Annotated in this window: 22 protein-coding genes; 12 read left to right on the plus strand and 10 right to left on the minus strand. The window is 36.6% G+C overall.

Annotated elements, in window-relative coordinates; translation table 11 throughout:
* Nucleotides 1-11: 11 nt before the first annotated feature.
* A complete protein-coding gene (gene fni, locus ACFOY7_RS03405; protein ID WP_390249396.1) occupies nt 12-1,040 on the minus strand; it encodes a type 2 isopentenyl-diphosphate Delta-isomerase in 1,029 nt (342 codons plus the stop codon).
* 102 nt (nt 1,041-1,142) lie between these two features.
* On the opposite strand from fni, the gene pepT reads away from it, so the two are divergent.
* The 8 genes from pepT (at nt 1,143) to ACFOY7_RS03445 (ending at nt 10,264) form a co-directional block, all read left to right on the plus strand.
* On the plus strand, nt 1,143-2,369 hold the full coding sequence (gene pepT / locus ACFOY7_RS03410) for a peptidase T (RefSeq protein ID WP_390249398.1): 1,227 nt from the start codon (nt 1,143-1,145) through the stop codon (nt 2,367-2,369).
* 177 nt (nt 2,370-2,546) lie between these two features.
* Nucleotides 2,547-3,383: a TetR/AcrR family transcriptional regulator gene (locus ACFOY7_RS03415; RefSeq protein ID WP_390249400.1), complete on the plus strand. Its 837-nt coding sequence runs from the start codon at nt 2,547-2,549 to the stop codon at nt 3,381-3,383.
* Entirely contained in the window at nt 3,380-4,861 is a 1,482-nt protein-coding gene (locus tag ACFOY7_RS03420; protein ID WP_390249402.1) for an MDR family MFS transporter, read from the plus strand. The genes ACFOY7_RS03415 and ACFOY7_RS03420 overlap by 4 nt, the downstream gene beginning before the upstream one ends.
* Before the next feature lie 460 nt (nt 4,862-5,321).
* Nucleotides 5,322-6,233 (plus strand): hypothetical protein, encoded by a 912-nt coding sequence (locus tag ACFOY7_RS03425; RefSeq protein WP_390249404.1) that lies wholly within the window; start codon nt 5,322-5,324, stop codon nt 6,231-6,233.
* A 12-nt stretch (nt 6,234-6,245) separates the two neighbouring features.
* On the plus strand, nt 6,246-6,902 hold the full coding sequence (locus ACFOY7_RS03430; protein WP_390249406.1) for a DUF4129 domain-containing protein: 657 nt from the start codon (nt 6,246-6,248) through the stop codon (nt 6,900-6,902).
* Between the two features lie 5 nt (nt 6,903-6,907).
* Nucleotides 6,908-8,029: a DUF4350 domain-containing protein gene (locus ACFOY7_RS03435; RefSeq protein WP_390249408.1), complete on the plus strand. Its 1,122-nt coding sequence runs from the start codon at nt 6,908-6,910 to the stop codon at nt 8,027-8,029.
* Nucleotides 8,026-8,955, plus strand: coding sequence for an AAA family ATPase (locus tag ACFOY7_RS03440; protein WP_390249410.1), 930 nt, complete (start codon nt 8,026-8,028; stop codon nt 8,953-8,955). The genes ACFOY7_RS03435 and ACFOY7_RS03440 overlap by 4 nt, the downstream gene beginning before the upstream one ends.
* Nucleotides 8,909-10,264: a DUF58 domain-containing protein gene (locus ACFOY7_RS03445; protein WP_390249412.1), complete on the plus strand. Its 1,356-nt coding sequence runs from the start codon at nt 8,909-8,911 to the stop codon at nt 10,262-10,264. The genes ACFOY7_RS03440 and ACFOY7_RS03445 overlap by 47 nt, the downstream gene beginning before the upstream one ends.
* Here ACFOY7_RS03445 and ACFOY7_RS03450 read toward each other — a convergent pair.
* Nucleotides 10,244-11,212, minus strand: a complete 969-nt coding sequence (locus tag ACFOY7_RS03450; RefSeq protein WP_390249414.1) for a stage II sporulation protein M — start codon at nt 11,210-11,212, stop codon at nt 10,244-10,246. The genes ACFOY7_RS03445 and ACFOY7_RS03450 overlap by 21 nt on opposite strands.
* 96 nt (nt 11,213-11,308) lie before the next feature.
* On the opposite strand from ACFOY7_RS03450, the gene ACFOY7_RS03455 reads away from it, so the two are divergent.
* Both ACFOY7_RS03455 and ACFOY7_RS03460 read left to right on the plus strand, forming a co-directional pair.
* A complete protein-coding gene (locus ACFOY7_RS03455) occupies nt 11,309-12,100 on the plus strand; it encodes an RDD family protein (protein WP_390249416.1) in 792 nt (263 codons plus the stop codon).
* 49 nt (nt 12,101-12,149) lie between these two features.
* A complete protein-coding gene (locus tag ACFOY7_RS03460) occupies nt 12,150-12,926 on the plus strand; it encodes a class I SAM-dependent methyltransferase (protein WP_390249418.1) in 777 nt (258 codons plus the stop codon).
* Nucleotides 12,927-13,106: 180 nt separating this feature from the next.
* On the opposite strand, the gene ACFOY7_RS03465 is transcribed toward ACFOY7_RS03460, so the two are convergent.
* Complete coding sequence (locus ACFOY7_RS03465) at nt 13,107-13,271, minus strand: hypothetical protein (RefSeq protein ID WP_390249421.1); 165 nt, start codon at nt 13,269-13,271, stop codon at nt 13,107-13,109.
* A gap of 300 nt (nt 13,272-13,571) precedes the next feature.
* Between ACFOY7_RS03465 and ACFOY7_RS03470 the strand changes: the two genes are divergently transcribed.
* Nucleotides 13,572-14,354, plus strand: a complete 783-nt coding sequence (locus ACFOY7_RS03470) for a TIGR00266 family protein (RefSeq protein WP_390249423.1) — start codon at nt 13,572-13,574, stop codon at nt 14,352-14,354.
* Between the two features lie 44 nt (nt 14,355-14,398).
* On the opposite strand, the gene ACFOY7_RS03475 is transcribed toward ACFOY7_RS03470, so the two are convergent.
* The 7 genes from ACFOY7_RS03475 to ACFOY7_RS03505 all read right to left on the minus strand — a co-directional run bounded on the left by ACFOY7_RS03475 (nt 14,399) and on the right by ACFOY7_RS03505 (nt 19,177).
* Nucleotides 14,399-14,638 carry a MerR family transcriptional regulator gene (locus ACFOY7_RS03475; protein WP_390249425.1) on the minus strand — a complete coding sequence of 80 codons (240 nt, stop codon included), beginning with the start codon at nt 14,636-14,638 and terminating at the stop codon, nt 14,399-14,401.
* A 24-nt stretch (nt 14,639-14,662) separates the two neighbouring features.
* Nucleotides 14,663-15,397, minus strand: a complete 735-nt coding sequence (locus ACFOY7_RS03480; protein ID WP_390249427.1) for an exonuclease domain-containing protein — start codon at nt 15,395-15,397, stop codon at nt 14,663-14,665.
* Nucleotides 15,391-16,353, minus strand: coding sequence for a DUF294 nucleotidyltransferase-like domain-containing protein (locus tag ACFOY7_RS03485; protein ID WP_390249430.1), 963 nt, complete (start codon nt 16,351-16,353; stop codon nt 15,391-15,393). The genes ACFOY7_RS03480 and ACFOY7_RS03485 overlap by 7 nt, the downstream gene beginning before the upstream one ends.
* Before the next feature lie 26 nt (nt 16,354-16,379).
* On the minus strand, nt 16,380-17,648 hold the full coding sequence (locus ACFOY7_RS03490; RefSeq protein WP_390249433.1) for an ammonium transporter: 1,269 nt from the start codon (nt 17,646-17,648) through the stop codon (nt 16,380-16,382).
* A gap of 272 nt (nt 17,649-17,920) precedes the next feature.
* Nucleotides 17,921-18,538: a PTS sugar transporter subunit IIA gene (locus ACFOY7_RS03495; protein WP_390249754.1), complete on the minus strand. Its 618-nt coding sequence runs from the start codon at nt 18,536-18,538 to the stop codon at nt 17,921-17,923.
* A 130-nt stretch (nt 18,539-18,668) separates the two neighbouring features.
* Complete coding sequence (locus ACFOY7_RS03500) at nt 18,669-18,833, minus strand: hypothetical protein (protein WP_390249435.1); 165 nt, start codon at nt 18,831-18,833, stop codon at nt 18,669-18,671.
* Nucleotides 18,834-18,967: 134 nt separating this feature from the next.
* Nucleotides 18,968-19,177, minus strand: a complete 210-nt coding sequence (locus ACFOY7_RS03505; protein WP_390249437.1) for a CDGSH iron-sulfur domain-containing protein — start codon at nt 19,175-19,177, stop codon at nt 18,968-18,970.
* Between the two features lie 112 nt (nt 19,178-19,289).
* On the opposite strand from ACFOY7_RS03505, the gene ACFOY7_RS03510 reads away from it, so the two are divergent.
* A complete protein-coding gene (locus ACFOY7_RS03510; protein ID WP_390249440.1) occupies nt 19,290-19,649 on the plus strand; it encodes a carboxymuconolactone decarboxylase family protein in 360 nt (119 codons plus the stop codon).
* Nucleotides 19,650-19,655: the final 6 nt, after the last annotated feature.

The following is a 19,655-nucleotide window of genomic DNA, read 5'->3' on the forward strand; positions in this document are numbered from 1 at the left end:
CCCCTCCTTCTCTACACTTTTTTTAAACGGCTTGATTCCTTTAATGTCTGAATACTTCTCGCACCAGTACCAAACATGGCCATCTGCAATTCTAATTCTCGTACTTCCATCCACTCTAACACCGCTTCTTCTGAGGTAATAGCATCTTTTAATACTCCTCTGGCAAAACCGACATGGCTTGCACCTAGTGCAATCGCCTTAGCCGCATCCAAACCTGTACGAATTCCGCCGCTTGCTAGCATTAGCTGGTTGGGCAAAGCTTCACCAACATCTATCAAACACTCTGCAGTTGGATTTCCCCAACTCGCAAAAGCTTCTGCAGCTTGTTTTTTTATTTTTTCATTTGATCGTAACTTTTCAATTTGACTCCAGGAAGTACCTCCAGCACCTGCCACATCAATAAATCGGATACCTGCATCTGTCAGCTTTTTCGCAACCGAACTGTCAATTCCAAATCCGACCTCTTTTACACCAACAGGGACAGGCAATTGCCTGACAAGTTTCTCTATTTTAGGTAACAAATTAGAAAAGTCTTTATCTCCTTCTGGTTGTATAATTTCCTGAATGGAATTTAAGTGTAACACGAAGGCATCTGCTTCTGTCCACTCTAGTATTCGCAAGCATTGTTCACCTGTCATGCCATAGTTTAATTGAACAGCACCAATATTAGCAACAACTGGAATTGACGGTGCAAAACGTTTAATCTGGAACGAAGAACGGTATTTCTCACTTTCTGTCATCACTCTAGTAGAACCGAGTGCAAAAATCCAGCCTCGTTCCTCTGCAGCAATAGCTAAATGACGGTTGATCGTTTCAGCTAACTCCGCCCCGCCAGTCATTGAACTGATAAGGAATGGGGTTTTTAATGAATAACCAAAAAAATTCGCAAAAAGGTCAATATGGTTAAAATTGATTTCCGGTAATGCATTATGCACAAAACGGTAATGATCGAAGCCAGTTGTCACACCTTTTCCTAACGCTTCTTCTTTTAAGCTGAGTTCAATATGCTCAGTTTTTCTCTTGTGTATGAAATCTGTCATTATTATCTCCTTTTTTAACAGCCTCTTTTAGTAATTACTTGAGTAAATATGATACTATTTATAATAAGTAATTTTCATCATAATATAAAGGAATGAGAAATATTGAAAGAAAAAATTATCGATCGATTCACTCGCTATGTCAAAATTAATACCCAATCAAATGAGGAGAACGCTTCCTGTCCATCAACCGAGGGACAGTGGGAATTAGCAAATTTATTAGTTGATGAATTAAAACAAATTGGAATGAAAGATGTAACAATTGATGAGAATGCCTATGTGATGGCAACACTGCCAAGTAATATGGACAAGGATTTACCTACTATTGGTTTTCTAGCACATATAGATACGGCTACAGATTTTACCGGAGAGGGAGTAAAACCTCAAATCTTTGAAGACTACTCTGGTGGTGACATTATTCTAAATGAATCTTTACAAATCACACTATCTCCAAATGAATTCCCGGAGCTAGCGAATTATACAGGTCAAACTTTAATTACAACGGATGGAACGACATTACTTGGTGCAGATAATAAGGCTGGTATCACTGAAATAATGACAGCAATGGAGTATCTGATCCAGAATCCTCATATCCCCCATGGTAAGATCCGTATTGCGTTCACTCCTGATGAGGAAATCGGACGAGGACCACATAAATTCGATGTCACTAAATTCGCTGCAGACTTTGCCTATACTGTTGACGGAGGCCCACTTGGCGAACTGCAATACGAAAGCTTTAATGCCGCGGCAGCCAAGATAACAATCAGTGGAAACAATGTCCACCCCGGAACAGCTAAGGGTAAAATGATTCATGCGTTAAAGCTCGCCATGAAGATACATGAAAGATTACCAGCAGACCAAGCACCAGAACATACAGAAAAATACGAGGGATTCTTTCATCTCCTATCATTAGAAGGTGATGTAGAACATGCTAAGCTATACTATATTATCAGAGATCATAACAAAGAAAAGTTCGAGCAAAAAAAACGGTATATAAAATCTTTAGTTGATGATGTAAACAAGATATATGGTGACATAGCAAAAATTGAAATGAAAGATCAATACTACAACATGGCGGAAAAAATCGAACCAGTGAAGCACATTGTAGATTTAGCTTATGATGCAATGCAAGAAGTTGGTGTAACACCACAAGTGAAACCAATCCGTGGCGGGACAGACGGTTCCCAACTGTCCTTTATGGGTTTACCTACACCAAATATTTTTACCGGCGGTGAAAATTTCCACGGGAAATACGAATATATCTCTGTTGACAATATGTTAAAAGCAGTCGATACCATTGTAAAGATCGCACAATTACAAACAGAGAAATGACATAATGAAACGGAGTTGCCTAATAGGCAACTCTTTTTAATTGGTTCATTACATATTTTTTTATCTTTAAGAAATCTTAACTTACGAGCTATTGACTTTAGCTAATTCCTATCTTAAAATAATCAAATGACCAGTAAGTCATTTTTTTGTACTCATTGGTCAAAAAGGGGTGACAGCTTGCATAAAAAGGCAGAAATAACTAAGGTAGCTTTAGGGTTATTTGCGGAGAAAGGGTTTAATGAAACATCTGTAAAAGAAATAGCTGATGCCGCTCAAATATCAAAAGGGAGTTTCTACAAGTATTTTTCATCAAAGTTAGCACTAATGCTCGATTTAATTGAAGAATATCATCACAAAATTATCGAGCGAATGAATGAGTTTGATTGGTCCAAAGAAACCAACAATCATTCATTAGCTACTTATATTGAATTAGAAATTAAAGCATGGATTGAACATCAATCATTTTTCTATGTTTTATTCAAAGAGTTCCCGCCTAAAGCTGATCATGAAATTACAGAACGGATAGAAAAACTGCAGCAAACAACTGTTAATAATCATCGTGAAATTTTCTCACATATTTATGGGAATACATTAGATAACTATTTGTCAGATCTTGTTCTCATACTTGATGGTATTATGAGGGAATCCATCATCCAGTTAATCATTCATAAACAACAAGACATTTCACCAGCATCCATAGCCAGGTGGATCAGTCATCATCTACATTCCATTATTCAGCATGTTGAAGAAAAAGAACCTTTATTGCAATACAGCAAAGAAGATAGTATTCCAGAGTTGTTTCAAGATGTAAAAGAGTTAATTAACAGAATCAGCAATAACGAAGAAAAAACAAAGTATAAAGAAACACTCTCTTTAATAGAATCAGAGTGGATGAAAAGCGACAGTAATAAGACTTTAATCGAAGCTTTGTTACTTTTCTTAAAGCAAAACAAAGATTTCAAAATAAAAATATGGCAATTAGAACAATTGCTGCTTCAGGGGGAAGGATCATGAACCAACAAACAAATATTGAAGAAGTTCATCGGATACCAATGGTAGCAGTCATGCTGATCGGGGCATTTGTAGGTTTATTAAACGAAACCTTATTAGCTACTGCATTACCTAGCATCATGGCTGATTTCGGTATTCATGAGACACAAGTACAGTGGTTAACAACTGCCTTTTTATTAACTAATGGAATAATGATTCCTATTTCAGCTTTTTTAATTGAACGATTTACTACAAGACAACTATTTATTACTGCACTAAGTATTTTTGCACTAGGTACACTTGTTGCATCTATTTCACATACCTTTGAACTGCTATTAACTGCAAGGGTAATTCAGGCATCAGGTTCTGGTATTATGCTGCCACTGATGATGACAGTAATGTTAGCGATATTCCCTGTAGAAAAACGCGGGGCTGCGATGGGTATGGCAGGGATAGTTATCTCCTTTGCTCCGGCAATTGGACCAACCTTATCAGGATGGCTGCTTGAATACTTCTCATGGAGAGGCTTGTTCTATGTGGTATTGCCGATCGTTATCATCGCGATCATTGTTGCATGTATCTACGTTAAAAATGTTACGAAGCAAACATTCCCGAAAATAGATATCCTATCTATTTTACTCTCATCTTTCGGTTTCGGTGGTTTACTGTATGGATTCAGCAGTATTGGCGGACATGGTCCTGGAGAAGCACCTGGCGGCCTGAATGGTACTGCTTTAACTATAATTATTAGTGGTGCAATTATATTAACACTATTCATTATTCGCCAAATGAAAATGAAAAAACCTATGCTTGAATTTCGGGTTTTTAAATACCCTATATATTCATTATCACTTATCATCACAGCAATTGTGCTAATGGCATTAATTGGGGCTGAAACGATCTTGCCATTATATATGCAAAACACTAGGGATTTCACCCCGTTAGATTCTGGATTGATGTTATTACCTGGTGCTATTGTTATGGGTATTATGTCTCCAATTACAGGTATGCTATTTGATAAATTTGGCGCAAAATGGTTAGCTGCAAGTGGATTAACTATCGTTACCGCAACTACATTTTTGTTTACTAACTTAGCAATGGACACAGCATTTAGCTACCTTGTTATTATTTATGCTATCCGTATGTTTGGTTTGTCACTTGTAATGATGCCAGTAATGACTGCTGGGCTTAATCAATTACCAGTGGAATGGCATCCTCACGGAACTGCTATGGCTAATACAATGCAGCAGGTATCTGCATCAATTGGTACTGCTATTTTGATTTCATTAATGACAACAACCGCTGCGAACTATCAGGCAAGTCCATCACAGTTAGAAGGGTTAACTGAACAAGAAGTAATGGCACAAGTTGCAAATAATGCTGCAATTACCGGTTATACTACTGTGTTCTGGCTTGCAACAATTTTATCTATCGTCGGTCTGGTCTTATCGCTTTTCTTAACAACAAAGAAAAGTGAACTTGCTAAAGAGAAAGCTGCATAATAAGTAAAAATTGCAGGTGGAAGAGGCTAGGGCGATAGTAGTTTGTCCATACAGTAATCCCGGACGATTCAACAGCTGAATCTGTCCGGGTTATTTGCTTTCAGAAAAGAGGATCTATCAACCTCTACTTCATGCCAGATTACTGCTTTGGGAGAGAAGACTTTCTATGGAATGGATAATCGTACCTAAACTTACTTGAAGCGATGCTGTCTTTACAGGATGATAGTTGTTCCACTTATTCTTCTGGAAAACTATTAAGAGCTGGCATACCCCTATTCGTACATTAGTGAGTGTTATAATTGTGTAGTTATTTTCCAGTTTGTAGATTCACTATTTTTGTTATGTCTAACCCCCTTTTTTTACAATTTTTGTTTTAATTGCAATTTTTTACTCCGCATCCAGTAAATCATGTTAAAATAAGATGTAGTTTGTCTATAAAAAATAGGGGGAGTTATTTTAAATGAACACTAATATGGAGAAACCATTAAACTTTGGCAAAATTCTGGATCAGACTTTTCGCATTATAAAAAATTATTTTAAACCACTGTTCATGATTTCTTTTCTTATTATGACACCTATTTATTTAATCCAAGTTATCACATTGATTATGAGTGGTAGAGATTTGATAACAAGTGTTGACCCTAGCCAAAACTTTCTCATGCAGATTACAGAGAATACAGAGTCATTTGCATTCAGCACCTCCACAGAAGATATCGGCACAATTATTTCATTTCTATTGACAGTGATCGCTACACCACTCGTCCTGGGCGGGACAATTTATGTAGTGAAATTCGCTCGTCAAGGTAAGAAAGTTACTACCGGTGAAATGATCAAAATGGCACTACCCAGGTATTGGCCAATGTTATGGACGACTTTATTATTAGGGATCATGCTTAGTGCTGCAATCTTTGCAACTGTTTTTCTAGTAGTAATTGCGGGGACTTCTTTGGCATTACTTATACACCCAATATTTGGTTGGTTAATCGGGTTCCTATTAGCGATCGGAATCTTCCTTGGTTTAGGTCTTCTATTAACAAGATTCAGCTTGGCATTAGCTGCTGTTCTTTTTGAACGTGTTGCACCAGGTCTGGTAAAAAGCTGGCGCTTAACGAAAAGACTTACATGGAAATTTTTTGGTCTATATGTGATTTTAACCATAATTATGTCAGCGATCACTTCTTTTTTACAAGTGCCACTAATCCTGCTTGGTAACAGCATTTTCTCCAACTTATTAATCAATTTTATAACGATGGTGGCAAGTCTGATTACATATGTCGGTTATGGCGTAATGTATTTTGATGCCCGATTAAGACATGAAGCTGTTGACCTGAAAGAAATGATAGATACATATGAAAGTCAAGAACAATCCTAAAGGAGCTTTTTCATGAAAGGATTTGAAAAGCATAAAGAACGATTAGAAGATATCCTTAGTAACAGAGAATACCAGATTTATTATGAAGATAATCGAGGCTTGCTTGAGAAGTTATGGGACAAGGCTAGGGGTTGGATAAATGACTTACTCTCTAAAATCTTTGATTCATTTGAACCCGGATCAAGTGTTGGCAATACGATTGTCCTTGTTATTATCACAGGGATTGTCATAGCCATTTCACTTGGTATCTATTTTATCATCAGGTATTTTACAAGAAAAAACCAAGCCAAGCATGTCCTTCTCCAAACAACAAAGGAGATGGAGTGGCGTTACACGGAACACCTTAAAGAGGCTGATTACTTCGCCCAACTGCAACAATATAAACATGCAACAAGACATTATTTTTTAGCATTTCTGCTTCTACTGCATGAGCGAAAGCATCTTGAAGCAAGACTATGGAAAACGAACTGGGAATACTATGATGACCTGAAAAAGGCAGACACACAACTCGCAAAAGGTTTCTATGAAGCAGCTACATTTTTTGAGCGAGTAACATATGGTGAAAAAGAGGTATCAGAATCAGACTTTTATCATTTAAAAGAAAAAGTAGATGACTGGATGAAGAAAGTGGAACAACAATCTGCTGAGGAGGCAGGTGAGCGTGCATGAAAAATATGAAACATAAAAAGATTTACTTATTTGGCATCATAGCATTCCTTTTATTGATGATTGTTAGTTTTCTTTCAACAAGTAATTCACCGAAAGAGTACCCTGACTTCGTAACAGAGTCCCCTTCACCAACTGGGACAAAAGCACTCTATACATATTTACAAGAAGCAAATAAAAAGGTGCAAACACAATCGATTCACCCATCAGAAATGAGAGCAAGAGACGCAAAAGAAGTTAGAATATTAATCAATCCGTCAATCTATACAAACCAGCAGGTTATTGATAGTTACACAGATTATATAATGGATGGGAACACCATTATTTTATGGAAGTATAATCCTGATGGTCTATTCGACTTGAAAGCTGACTATGTGGATATATCAGATGATACCACGGAAGAGATTCAAACTAACAATCTATCCTTCGACGCTCAGATTGAAAGTGCAGTTAGGCTAGATGCTTTAGAGAGCGATCAAGTTTTATTGGAAGATGAACTTGGTGTTATTGGTTTAGAACGACAAATAGGTGCAGGGAAATTAATCACCATTCTGGAACCCGGTTGGCTCACTAATGAGGTTATTACGAAAGAAGACCATACAGCATTAGTTTTCTATATTCTTTCATTAGTAGACAGTACCTCTTTTATATTTGATGAGTATGGCAGGAGTGCAGGTGGACAAATTACATCCCATCTCTCCTTATACCCTAATTGGGCATATATCCTTCTAGTAGAAGGCATTCTGTTCGCTATTCTTATTCTTTGGTACCAGGGAAAACGATTTGGTCCCATTATTCCAGTAAGAGAGGAAAATATCAGGTTCAGTGATGAACGAATCAAGGCATTAGCCATTTGGTATTTAAAAGGAAAAAACTATCACGCGTCATTAGTCGACCAGGCTAATTTTCTAAAAGAAGTTATTCGTGAAAGATTTGGCATTCCCTATAGTAAAAATTGGAGAGAACGATTAGAAGCACTTGAACAAAAGATAGACATACCTGCAGATGAACTGAAGATTTTAGCAAGGGAACTTGAGGAGATCTTACAACAAGATAACGTTCATAAGCAGGAATATATTCAATGGTCAAAATCTATTAACAATATCCGGAAAGAGGTGGAAAAAGGATGAGCGAAACAATTTCATCCCTTTTATCAAAATATGAAGAAAGAATTATAGGTCAAGGTAAAAACTTACGATTATTACTTACAGCCGCGTTAACTGGTGGCCATGTATTAATTGAAGGGGTACCTGGAACAGGGAAAACCCAAATGGTCAAAACGCTTGCAAAATTAGTTAGTGGAACATTCAGCCGCATACAATTTACACCAGACTTGTTACCAAGTGATATTACGGGTAGTTCAATCTATAATATGAAAGAACATTCCTTCCAAACAATTAAGGGTCCCATTTTTACCAATGTACTATTAGCTGATGAAATTAATCGTACACCTGCTAAAACCCAGGCAGCCCTATTAGAAGCAATGGAAGAGAAGCAAGTAACTATTCAAGGAGAAACTTATCCATTACCAGACTTTTTCTTTGTTGCCGCAACACAAAATCCAATAGAATTCGAAGGAACCTATCCTTTACCGGAAGCACAGCAAGACCGTTTTCTATTCAAACTTATCATTGACTTTCCAACATTAGAGGAAGAAATTAAAATCCTGCATTTAGTAGTTAATGAGCAATCTTCACCTGCAGATATTTCCGCTATGTTCTCTCAAGAGGAACTACTACAAACACAGCAGCAAATCCGCAGCATTACAATTAGTGATCAGATTGCGGATTATATGATAAAAATCGTAAGGAAAACGCGGGAAATAGAAAATATTCAAAATGGTGCAAGTACACGTGCAGCGATCTCCATCGCTAAAGCCGCTCAAACATGGGCTTATCTAGAGAATAGAGATTACGTTACACCAGATGATGTTAAGGTGGTAGCATTACCTAGTTTACGGCACCGCATCCAACTATCTCCTTATGCAGAATTGGAGGGATCTGATATCGATGAAACGATTCAACAATTGGTGGGATCGATTACTGTTCCGAGATAGAGGAATTGTTCCAACAGAACGACTGTTACTTTTATTTTTAATTTTCTCTACCCTGTTATTAATCTTATCGTTTTGGCGCTTCTCTTGGCTATTCCTGGGAGTTACAACGTTTATCGTTATATTCCTGTCCTTATTGGATATTATTTTCATCCCCAATAGAAAAGAGGTGACTGCAAGCAGAACACTTCCTGCTGAAATGGAACGTTATGATAAAAGTACTGTTTCTATTAATATCATTAACCGTTCAAACAATGACAGTTATGTAAGACTTGTTGATGAGATACCTGCATCATTCCAGACGATATTCCCGTCCAATATACCTTTACATAAACAAAGTGACGTAAATATTGACTATGAGGTCTTCCCCCAGCTTCGAGGGAAATATAAAATAAATAAACTGTACTTAAGGTTCAAAAGTAATGTAGGATTATGGGAAAGGCAAATCACTGTCTCTTTACCTGAAGAGGTAAAAGTTATCCCAAACTTATCGGAAACCAAGCGTTACCTCGAAAGTGCGCAAAATTATTTATTACATGAAGGGATAAAAATTCGCAAAACAAAAAGTGGTGCTGGTGAATTTTCTAAAGTTCGCAGTTATGTTGTCGGTGATGACCCAAGGAAAATCAACTGGCGGCAATCTGCGAAATTACAAGAAGTGATGACAAATGAATTCGAGCCGGAACATGGTAAACATATTACTATATTAATAGATTGCGGCCGCATGATGGGTGTTGAGTTAACGGAAAGCAACCGATTGGAGAAGTCAATCGAAGCGGCCATTACCCTTGCAGCCGCTGCTTTAAATAATGGGGACTATGTAACGGTTGTGGTATTTTCTAAAGATATCAAGGAAGTGGTACCAGCAGGGAGAGGATTATCTCATTTAGACAAGATTTTGCAAAGCATCTATGCCGTACAAGTTGATCCACAAGAATCCAACTACCCTTTAGCACTGCAATATGTTCAATCAATACAATCAAAACGGAGCATGCTCATCCTGTTTAGTGATGTACAGACATTTATACATGAAAACCATAACCTGTTGTACATGAAGAAAGTAAGGAAAAAGCATCTTTTCTTAATGCTTGGTATTGAAGATCAATTATTGCAGCAAAAAATTAGAACAGAACCTGCCACTGCCTTTAATACAATGCAAAAAAGTGTTGCTCAGAAACATGTTCTTTATCAAAAAGAAGTAATGTTGCATTGGGAAAAGCATGGACTGCCAATGCTGGAAGCACCTGCTGAAAGATTAGCGGTAACTGCTGTATCTCAATATATCCAAATATTAAACAGAGGATTGTTGTAACATTCTCCTTTGTTTCAACACATGACCAAGAATCATGTAAACAATTAAACCTATACCCGTAGTGATTGCGACAACATATTTTGCTTCAAGTGACAGATCTGCGGGTGTAATATAACCTTCAATGATTCCTGCAATAACAAATAGCGGAATGGTGCCAATTAATAACTGTACAGATCGAATTGTTTGTCTCTTTAATTGATATCCCCTTGAATATTTTCCTGGGACAAACAATTTATAGCCCATTAACAACCCTGCCCCACCTGCGATAAAAATGGCAAAAAGCTCAATAACACCATGTGGCACAATATATGCCCAGAAAACATAGGTATTACTGTAATTCCAAAACAAACCAGCTAGCGCACCAACTAAAATACCGTTAAAAATCAGTACATAAACAGTTAAAAGACCGAATGTTATTCCTCCTGCAAAAGCGAGGATTGCCACTCGGATATTATTTGTCATGATTTCTGCAGACATCACTGAATGACTGACTGCTGCAGGGTCTACACCAAGCATTTCCGGGTCAACAGCCTGAACCATATCTTCAGGTAAGATTCCGTAAATATGCAGCGGATTACTGATGACTGCAATAAAACTAGCTAACCCACCCAGGAAGAATAAGAGCATTGCGATTAGGATTGCTTTCCATTGTTCCAATAGCAAACCAACAAACTTCGTACTAAAGAAATTACTTACTTGTTTCCATGAAGACTGCTCTTTGCGATAAAAAACATTGTGTGCCCTAGCTACTAATTCATTCAAATAACCTGTCACATCATCATTCGGAAAGTATGTTTGACTATAGGATAAATGCTGCGACACTTTTTGATATGTATGATGGAATTGGTCAATTATTTTAGTTGACTGTTTTTTTTGCAGTTGCTTCGTAAGTTTCTCTAGCCTGTCCCAATCAGAACGATTTTGTTTTATAAAATGATTCAATTGCATATAATCACCTGTTTTTCTATCATTTTACTATTATTATAATGGATTATTCGAAAGGTGAATAGTAATTATCTATATTTTTTAGAAAGGTGTGTTCAAATGGAACAAGAAAAACTAAATGTCAAAACACCCGAATATGTCTCTTTGCAATTTCAAATAGCCGGATTAGGCTCACGGGCTACTGCATTCATCATTGATCAAACCATATTAATCTTAGCTCAATTGGCTGTTTATCTCCTCTTTTTCTTAGGGTTAGAAAATAACTTATGGAATGGCAACATATTTACCGAGTTTGACGAAATGTTACTTGCTTTGATGTTAATTTTGGTATTTATATTAAACTATGGTTACTTCATTATATTAGAATTTTTCTGGTCCGGGAGAACTCTCGGAAAACGTCTATTAGGTTTACGTGTTATTCAGGAAAATGGTCATAGAATTACATTTTTATCGAGTTTGATCCGCAATTTTATGCGAATAGTTGATAGCTTACCTTCAGGCTATATCGTTGGACTACTTTTAATTTTTCTGCACCCTAAACACAAGCGATTAGGTGACATGACAGCAGGTACATTAGTCGTCCATGAACACCAACTGAACAAAAAACAATCACGAATGGAAAAGTATATACAAACAAAAGGATTATCAAAAGATATGCTAGAATTAAGTGCATTTCAATTAAACCAATTTAGCAAAAAAGATTGGGACCTGCTATCAACATATTGTCAGAGGGTGATCGATATGTCTACAGAAGAGAGAGATGAGTTAACAAATAAAGTAGCAGACATACTATTAGTAAAAGTCGAGGATTCTGTTCAAAGTATAGCTAGATCACGCCAAGATCAGCTCCTTATCTTATACTTAAATCTAAAAGAAGAATGGGAATATTAATCAATTAGAGCTATGTACCATTATATTAACAGAATAGGACGGTAGAAGGATGATTGTAACGACAGCAGGACGCGTCAAGAATGATTTAATATATAGAGCGAAAAAAATAGCTAATAGCTATAATATGGTTTATGTCGAGATAAATGGCCGTTCTATCCAGACATTAAAAGATATAGTACAAGAAGACATTGTTATTGTGGGAACAGAGGGATTGTTTGTATCATCATTAAACAGTGACCAAAAGCTGTTTTTTCATCCAAATTTGGCAATGGTTCGAGCAAAAAGGATGCTTCAAAACCAAAAGGATCCCTTGGTAGAGATAGCTAAATTAAAAGAGGGAATGTCCATGTTAGATTGCACATTAGGATTGGCGTCCGATAGCATTATAGCAAGCATTGCAGTCGGCTTTGGCGGCTCTATTTACGGATTGGAAGGGAACCCATTAATTTATCTTTTGACAAAAGAAGGATTGTCCACATTTGTAAGCGGGAACCAATTATTTGACAAGGCAATGAGGAAAATTAATGTGATAAACAAGGAGCACTATTCCTACATGAAAAATGCGGAGACAGATTCGGTTGATATTGTTTATTTTGATCCAATGTTCGACAAAGGGATTAAAGATTCCACTGGGATTAATTCAATAAGAGACTATGCCTTAAGAAATTCAATGACTTACAAAGTCATTGAAGAGGCTAAACGGGTTGCGAGAAAACGTGTTATTTTGAAAGATCATTGGAAGAGCGACCGTTTTATACAGTTTGGTTTTACACAGCATAAACGCAAGACAGCTTTATTTCATTATGGAGTAATTGAATTGACGTAAGCTTGCATTTAATTTTGCTTTTAAATCCAGCAACATCTACATTTAATGAATCACTGTCCTAAATCAATTTATTCCTGTAACTTCTCTAGACGACAAGAAACCTCCTGACACTTTGTGTGCAGGAGGCTTTATTTTCAATCTAGTCCATTTCTTTCTTCTACATGACTAGTTAGTTGTTAATTATTGGTGTTCAACGATAGCTGGTTGAACTTGGGTGTTTGCATCTAAATCTAAGTTCATCTCTACTTTCAGTTTTTTACGACGGGAAGAAATTTTTTCCACGACGGATAAAACTAGAAAAGTAAGCAGAATAGTCAAAGTTACCATGTATAAAGAAGTTACCATAGTCAACTATCCCCTTTCACAATTAAAATCCTTCATTTATTAATGAATTCAAGTATATACTACCATATTTTATGGATTTGTAAATATATATTATTAAATTCTTTTGAATTCTTTTCAATTCTCTTTATTATAATCAAATACTCTTAATTTGCTTAGACTTTTTTTGTGAGAGTTTAGTTGGAAATTATAAATAAAATGAATAAATATTCGAAAATATTCCGAATTTTCAGATTAATCGAAACCTGGCAGCATTTTATACCGTATAATTAGCAAGAAAACTATTTATTAGGAGCTGTGAAAATGAATAATCACGAGATTGATTACAAGTTATACGGTGATGATATGCAATTTGTCGAAGTAGAATTAGACCCGCATGAAACAGTTATTGCCGAGGCGGGAAGCCTTATGATGATGGACGGAGATATCAAGATGGAAACAATTTTTGGTGATGGCTCATCAAACCATGGGGGATTAGTTGGCAAGCTCATTGGGGCAGGTAAGAGGGTCATTACAGGAGAAAGCCTGTTTATGACAACATTTACGAACAATGGTGCCGGCAAGAAACATGTCTCTTTCGCCTCCCCCTATCCTGGTAAGATTGTTCCGATGGATTTAAGTGAACTCAACGGCAGAATCATCTGCCAAAAGGATGCCTTTCTAGCTGCAGCAAAAGGAGTAACTATCGGTATAGAATTCCAACGTAAAATTGGTACAGGGTTTTTTGGTGGTGAAGGATTTATTATGCAAAAACTTGAAGGAGATGGAATGGCTTTTGTTCATGCAGGCGGTACTATTTATCAAAGAACACTGCAACAAGGGGAAAAATTAAAAGTAGATACTGGATGTCTCGTTGCTATGACTGGTTCTGTAGACTATAATATTGAATTCGTCGGCGGGATTAAAACAGCACTGTTTGGTGGTGAAGGTATCTTTTTCGCTACATTAACAGGTCCTGGCAGTGTTTGGATTCAATCACTTCCATTTAGCCGCTTAGCTAGCAAAGTGTTTGCTGCATTGCCAGAGAAAGGCGGGAATAAAGGGGAAGGTGGAATTGGCGGACTATTCGATATGTTTAATAAATAATACAAAAAACTCCCTTAGTCAATTGTAAAACATAACTAAGGGAGTTAATCTTTTAACATTGCTTTTATCCCTGCAATATTTATACCTTGGTCAATATATGCTTTTATCTGTTTCAGCTTTTCAATATCGTTTAATGAGAATAATCTTCTGTTGCCTAAATTTCTTTCCGGTGCAATCAAACCTTGTTCTTCATAATAACGAATTTGTCTGCCGCTTAATTGGGTTAATTCCTCTACTACACTAATTGGAAAGGTTGCCTTATGATCCGGAATTTCGTGATTCAATTCATATCGCCCCTCTCATCCACCCTATGGTAAACTCGCTATATGAGTGTAAGCATCTTTAAGATTCTTAAATCCCATGTCTTCTACTTTTTTTAAACATTCTGACCAAATCTTTGCTGTGGCTACCGCATCATATAAAGCATGGTGTCTTCTCCCAATTTCCACACCATAATATTCACACCAATCATCTAAAGTGATATGTTGCATAGTTGGGGCAACAACCTTTGTAAGAAAAGTTGTATCAATTATCCGGTGTTGAAAACTTGTTTTTAATGCGATCCAGCTTGCATGCTTCATAAATTGCTTCTCATGACTAGAATGATGGGCGACAAGTGTATCACTCCGTACAAATTGAAAGAATTGACGTAATACTTCATCGAGTGGTTCTGCTTGACGTAATTCATATGAGGTAATCCCTGTTAGTGTTTCAATATTTTTTGCTAATGGCGATTCATTATAAATCGTCTTATAGAATAATTGATCCTCATGCACTTTTGATCCAATCATTTTAATTGCTCCAATTGATAGAATCCGGTCCCCATTATATGGATAAAATCCTGTTGTTTCGATATCAAATACAACAAACGGTAATTCACAAAAAGGTATATTTAACACATCTTTCTTTTTGAGCTCTCTTTGTAAATTTCTCATATAGGCAATTTTTCTAGCATCCGTCTGGTTTGCAATGGAAGTCACATCATTTCCATATACTTTCCCTGACATTTGCTTAATAAATTGCAGCATTTGGTTCATTACCATAAAGAACACTCATTTTCAATAAAGTTTTTTGTTTTATCAAATAACTCTGCACCACTTTTCATGAAATGTTTCAACTCCTGTTTATCACTTTTCGATAATTGTTTTAGTGATACGTAATGCACCTCATCATAATTCTTTGCCTTTTTCGTATGTTTGTATCGAAACTCTAATAATCTTTCAAACTGATCCTCATACTCCAACAAAAAAGGATAGCTGTCTTTTAAACATTGAAATCTAACCGCTGTTGATACATGCAAATCATGGTTAACTAATGCTAATAATCTCAGAGCATTCACATACGGGAAGAATGCGGTGGTCTTTAAATGAATATGACCTGTCATTGGTCCCGATTGTTCTGGTAATAATTGACCGAAGATACCGATTCCTTTTCTAATATAATCCACATTATCGATTAGTCTTTTGTAGACACGGGTGTCACTGTCTAAATGATCGAATGTTGCCCTTTTAACAGCATCTAAAAAAGCAGTATCACCGATTAACACCCGCGAATCAAAAAAAGTAGAAAAATGCCTTAATGATTGCCATGTCGCCTCATCTAGCCAGTGCTCGACTTGATATGACCAATTTTCTACTGAATGTGTCCACATAGGCTCTGAAGCCATTACTTTTCCTTCGCATTTTGGATAACAGACGATTTCTAACCCATTAGCAATTTCCTCACCTAACTGTAAGAAATATTCTTTTTCTGCACTGGTACCTTTATATACAATGCCATGGTCTTGGTCTGTCCATAATGATTGTTCACTTCTTCCAGCACTTCCCATTACGAAAAAAGCGAAGGGAGCAGGTGCTTTCCCCTGCTCTTCTTCTATCTTCCGCAATGCAGTTTTTACAGTTTGTTCAATTAATCGATCATGAAATATATTTAGATCCTGATAATTGCTTTGTTTATGGATATTTTGCTCCCGAAAGAGTTTGATCTCTTCATAATCCATAACGGAAGTCAGCTCCTTTAGACATATTACTTCGCTTGTTGTTCACTTGGATGCGGAATATTCTCAGGATAACCGTAGCTTCCATGTTCACTTAAGTCAAGACCAATAATTTCTTCCTCTTCAGAAACCCTTAAGCCTCCCATTACTTTATCCATAACTTTTAGAATAATAAATGATACGACAAATGCATAAACACCACTAGCTGCTACACCTAAAATCTGTACACCTAGTTGTTCCAATCCACCGCCGTAGAATAATCCCGGAAGACCCCAATCCATACCAACCGATAATTCATGTGTTGCAAAGAAACCTGTTGAAATCGTACCCCAAACACCTACAGTACCGTGTACAGATAAGGCGAAGATCGGGTCATCAATTTTAGCACGATCAAATAAACGCATACTTCCATATACCATCAATCCACCTACAGCACCGATAAGAACAGCTGCCCAAGGCTCTACGAAACCACAAGATGCTGTGATAGCTACTAAACCTGCTAACGCACCATTTAATGTTGTCGGTACATCCGCTTTACCTGTAAACGCCCATACGATGAACATTGCTGCAATCGCACCAGCCGCCGCTGCTAATTGTGTATTCAAAATAACATAACCAAAGAATGCATCGGAAACCCCAAAGGTACTTGCACCATTAAATCCAAACCAGCCTACCCATAAAAGTAATACGGCTAATGCTGTGTAAACCTGGTTGTGACCTGCTATATCGTTAGATGAACCGTCTTTGTTATATTTGCCAATACGCGGTTTCAATATAATTGTTGCAGCAAGTGCTGCCATGGCACCAGTTAAGTGTACAACTGTCGAACCTGCAAAATCTTGTTTGCCATGGTCTACTAACCAGCCTCCACCCCAAATCCAGTGTGCAACTACAGGGTAAACTAATGCGGAGAACAGGACCGCAAATACTACATATGCTGATAATTTCGCCCGCTCTGCAAACCCGCCAAAAGCAATTGTTAAAGCAATAAGTGCAAACATCATTTGAAACATAAAATCAACTGCTGGGGATAACCCTTCCTCAGCGAATGTTGTATCACCATAAAAGAAATTAGATAGTCCAATAAACCAGTTACCTTCACCATATATAAATCCATAGCCTACTGCCCAAAAAACTAGTGACCCAATACCGATCGTAAAAATTGTTTTGCCTGCAATGTGACCGGCATTTTTCATTCTTGTTGAACCAGCCTCAAGTAAAATAAATCCGGCAATCATTAATAAAACTAAAAAAGTACCAATAATGACCCATAAATTATCCATAAGTACAGTTTCCATAATGTTTTTCCTCTCCTTGTTAATATTATTAACATCATCTGTTAAACATAGTTTAAACCGATTTCTACTCGCTCACAATTTTCATGTCAGATTTCCTTACATTGTTTTTTGTTTTTTAGTGAAGGAAAAACATGCTATGTATTTAATTAATGAAACACCCCCTGGGCTAAGCAGATTCTGTTTTCCATTCCACCCAAATCTTTTTACTTTTGAAACGATCTGCTTCATTTACACACAAAAACCCCCAACATGGTTGGGAGCTTTGTCTGTAATCATTCTCTTATATCTTTCAGCAATTTGTATGCTTCATTATCTGTTTGAGCATTTAGCAACATATCTCTAAAATCTTCATCTGCCATTTTCCTCGATAACATTTGCAATATTTTTAAATGGGCATCATCTTCTGCCCCTTCAGGTAGAGCGATCATAAAGATAAATTTAGCCAATGAGTCATCAACACAATACCAATCGACCCCAGCTTTTTTAATACCAAAGGCGATTCCAGGCACCTTAACCGCATCTGATTTACCATGAGGAATTGCCATATTCATACCAATACCTGTAGAGCTTTCCTCTTCTCTTTCGATAATTGCCTGTTTAAAGTCTTTTTTAGATGTTAATATGTTTTCTTTGTACAGTTTTTCAATTAATTCATCAATTATTGCCTCACGAGAATCACCTTGTAAATTTGTATCGACTAACTCAACATTAGTAATATCAGTTAATTGGTTAATTTCTTCTAACTGCTTAGTATGTTCATTAACTGAATTTGCTCTCGGCTTCTCTCCTAATTGAGCCAACTCTGTTGCACTATTCCAAACATCATTTTTCAACGATTTAATCACAAGTGCCGTTATTGCAGAACCTATGATGATAGCAAATAAGACCATTAACACATTCATCACCTCTAATTATTTTTTGATAGATACCCGAACGGGAACGAAACTTATTGCCTTTCACAAAGGAAACTCCATTGTTTTCTGTAAACAATGGAGTTTGTGATTGATTAGCTTTATATCATTATAATAATTGACCAAATACATAATTTATCAAAAACCACAAGATTCCAAAAAATATAATTAAATATGTTACATATTTGATTATTGCTACACCGACTTTACTCGAATCAGTTTTCTTTTCTTTCTTCTGAACTTCTATATCTTTATTCTCATCCATACCTTTCATACCACTCCAATCTTGAGGCTATTATTCAATACCCAAGATATCTTTGCTTTAAACGTTTCAAAAATGTTCAACCTAATTCTATCCGTTCTCCCAAAAAAAAAAAAAAAAAAATAAGCACACAAAAAACTGTGTACTTACCTTGCTCTAATTTGATCCTGAAAACCAATCTCCTTGTGTGACCCATCACAAAATGGTTTGTTTTTTGATGCGCCACAACGGCATAAAGAGAATTTCTCTTTTGTTGTAAATTGGTTTCCTTCTGCATCCACTAGTTCTACATCACCTGTTACCAGTATAGATCCATTGTCTCTAACTTTTAATTGCACTTTTTTATTTTCTGTCATTTTTATTACCCCCTAACACAAAATATTATCGGTTTCCCACCAATATGTCTAGATAGTTTCACGTATAAAATAGGAAAATGAGCAAACATTAAAATGAAAGGTGGGATATCGAATGGAAATAAGTAATTATTTTGATCAAGCAATTGCAGATTACAAACGCGGTACTACCAGAATGAAAGAGCATCTCCCAGATATGACAGAAGGGTATTTTCATTTTACCGAAGAGGCTTTTCGAGAAGGATCAATTGACCAAAAGAGCAAACAATTAATGGCATTAGCAATAAGTATTTATGCCCAAGATGAGTATTGCATTATTTACCATACAAAAGGCGCTGTAGAACTCGGTGCAAGTGAAACAGAGATAATGGAAACATTAGCAATTAGTGCAGCACTTGGTGGTGGAGCCGCATTTGCACAGGCTGTAACATTAGCGATGGATACTTATACTTATTATCAGGATAAATTACATTAGAACAAA

The organism is Gracilibacillus xinjiangensis (assembly GCF_042651765.1).
GTDB lineage: Bacteria > Bacillota > Bacilli > Bacillales > Amphibacillaceae > Gracilibacillus > Gracilibacillus xinjiangensis.

Coding starts and splice junctions, on each gene's coding strand:
- fni (WP_390249396.1), bottom strand. CDS start 1,040: ATGACAGATTTCATACACAAGAGAAAAACTGAGCATATTGAACTCAGC.
- ACFOY7_RS03420 (WP_390249402.1), top strand. CDS start 3,380: ATGAACCAACAAACAAATATTGAAGAAGTTCATCGGATACCAATGGTA.
- ACFOY7_RS03425 (WP_390249404.1), top strand. CDS start 5,322: ATGAACACTAATATGGAGAAACCATTAAACTTTGGCAAAATTCTGGAT.
- ACFOY7_RS03430 (WP_390249406.1), top strand. CDS start 6,246: ATGAAAGGATTTGAAAAGCATAAAGAACGATTAGAAGATATCCTTAGT.
- ACFOY7_RS03435 (WP_390249408.1), top strand. CDS start 6,908: ATGAAACATAAAAAGATTTACTTATTTGGCATCATAGCATTCCTTTTA.
- ACFOY7_RS03440 (WP_390249410.1), top strand. CDS start 8,026: ATGAGCGAAACAATTTCATCCCTTTTATCAAAATATGAAGAAAGAATT.
- ACFOY7_RS03445 (WP_390249412.1), top strand. CDS start 8,909: ATGAAACGATTCAACAATTGGTGGGATCGATTACTGTTCCGAGATAGA.
- ACFOY7_RS03450 (WP_390249414.1), bottom strand. CDS start 11,212: ATGCAATTGAATCATTTTATAAAACAAAATCGTTCTGATTGGGACAGG.
- ACFOY7_RS03455 (WP_390249416.1), top strand. CDS start 11,309: ATGGAACAAGAAAAACTAAATGTCAAAACACCCGAATATGTCTCTTTG.
- ACFOY7_RS03460 (WP_390249418.1), top strand. CDS start 12,150: ATGATTGTAACGACAGCAGGACGCGTCAAGAATGATTTAATATATAGA.
- ACFOY7_RS03465 (WP_390249421.1), bottom strand. CDS start 13,271: ATGGTAACTTCTTTATACATGGTAACTTTGACTATTCTGCTTACTTTT.
- ACFOY7_RS03470 (WP_390249423.1), top strand. CDS start 13,572: ATGAATAATCACGAGATTGATTACAAGTTATACGGTGATGATATGCAA.
- ACFOY7_RS03480 (WP_390249427.1), bottom strand. CDS start 15,397: ATGGTAATGAACCAAATGCTGCAATTTATTAAGCAAATGTCAGGGAAA.
- ACFOY7_RS03485 (WP_390249430.1), bottom strand. CDS start 16,353: ATGGATTATGAAGAGATCAAACTCTTTCGGGAGCAAAATATCCATAAA.
- ACFOY7_RS03490 (WP_390249433.1), bottom strand. CDS start 17,648: ATGGAAACTGTACTTATGGATAATTTATGGGTCATTATTGGTACTTTT.
- ACFOY7_RS03495 (WP_390249754.1), bottom strand. CDS start 18,538: ATGGTCTTATTTGCTATCATCATAGGTTCTGCAATAACGGCACTTGTG.
- ACFOY7_RS03500 (WP_390249435.1), bottom strand. CDS start 18,833: ATGAAAGGTATGGATGAGAATAAAGATATAGAAGTTCAGAAGAAAGAA.
- ACFOY7_RS03505 (WP_390249437.1), bottom strand. CDS start 19,177: ATGACAGAAAATAAAAAAGTGCAATTAAAAGTTAGAGACAATGGATCT.
- ACFOY7_RS03510 (WP_390249440.1), top strand. CDS start 19,290: ATGGAAATAAGTAATTATTTTGATCAAGCAATTGCAGATTACAAACGC.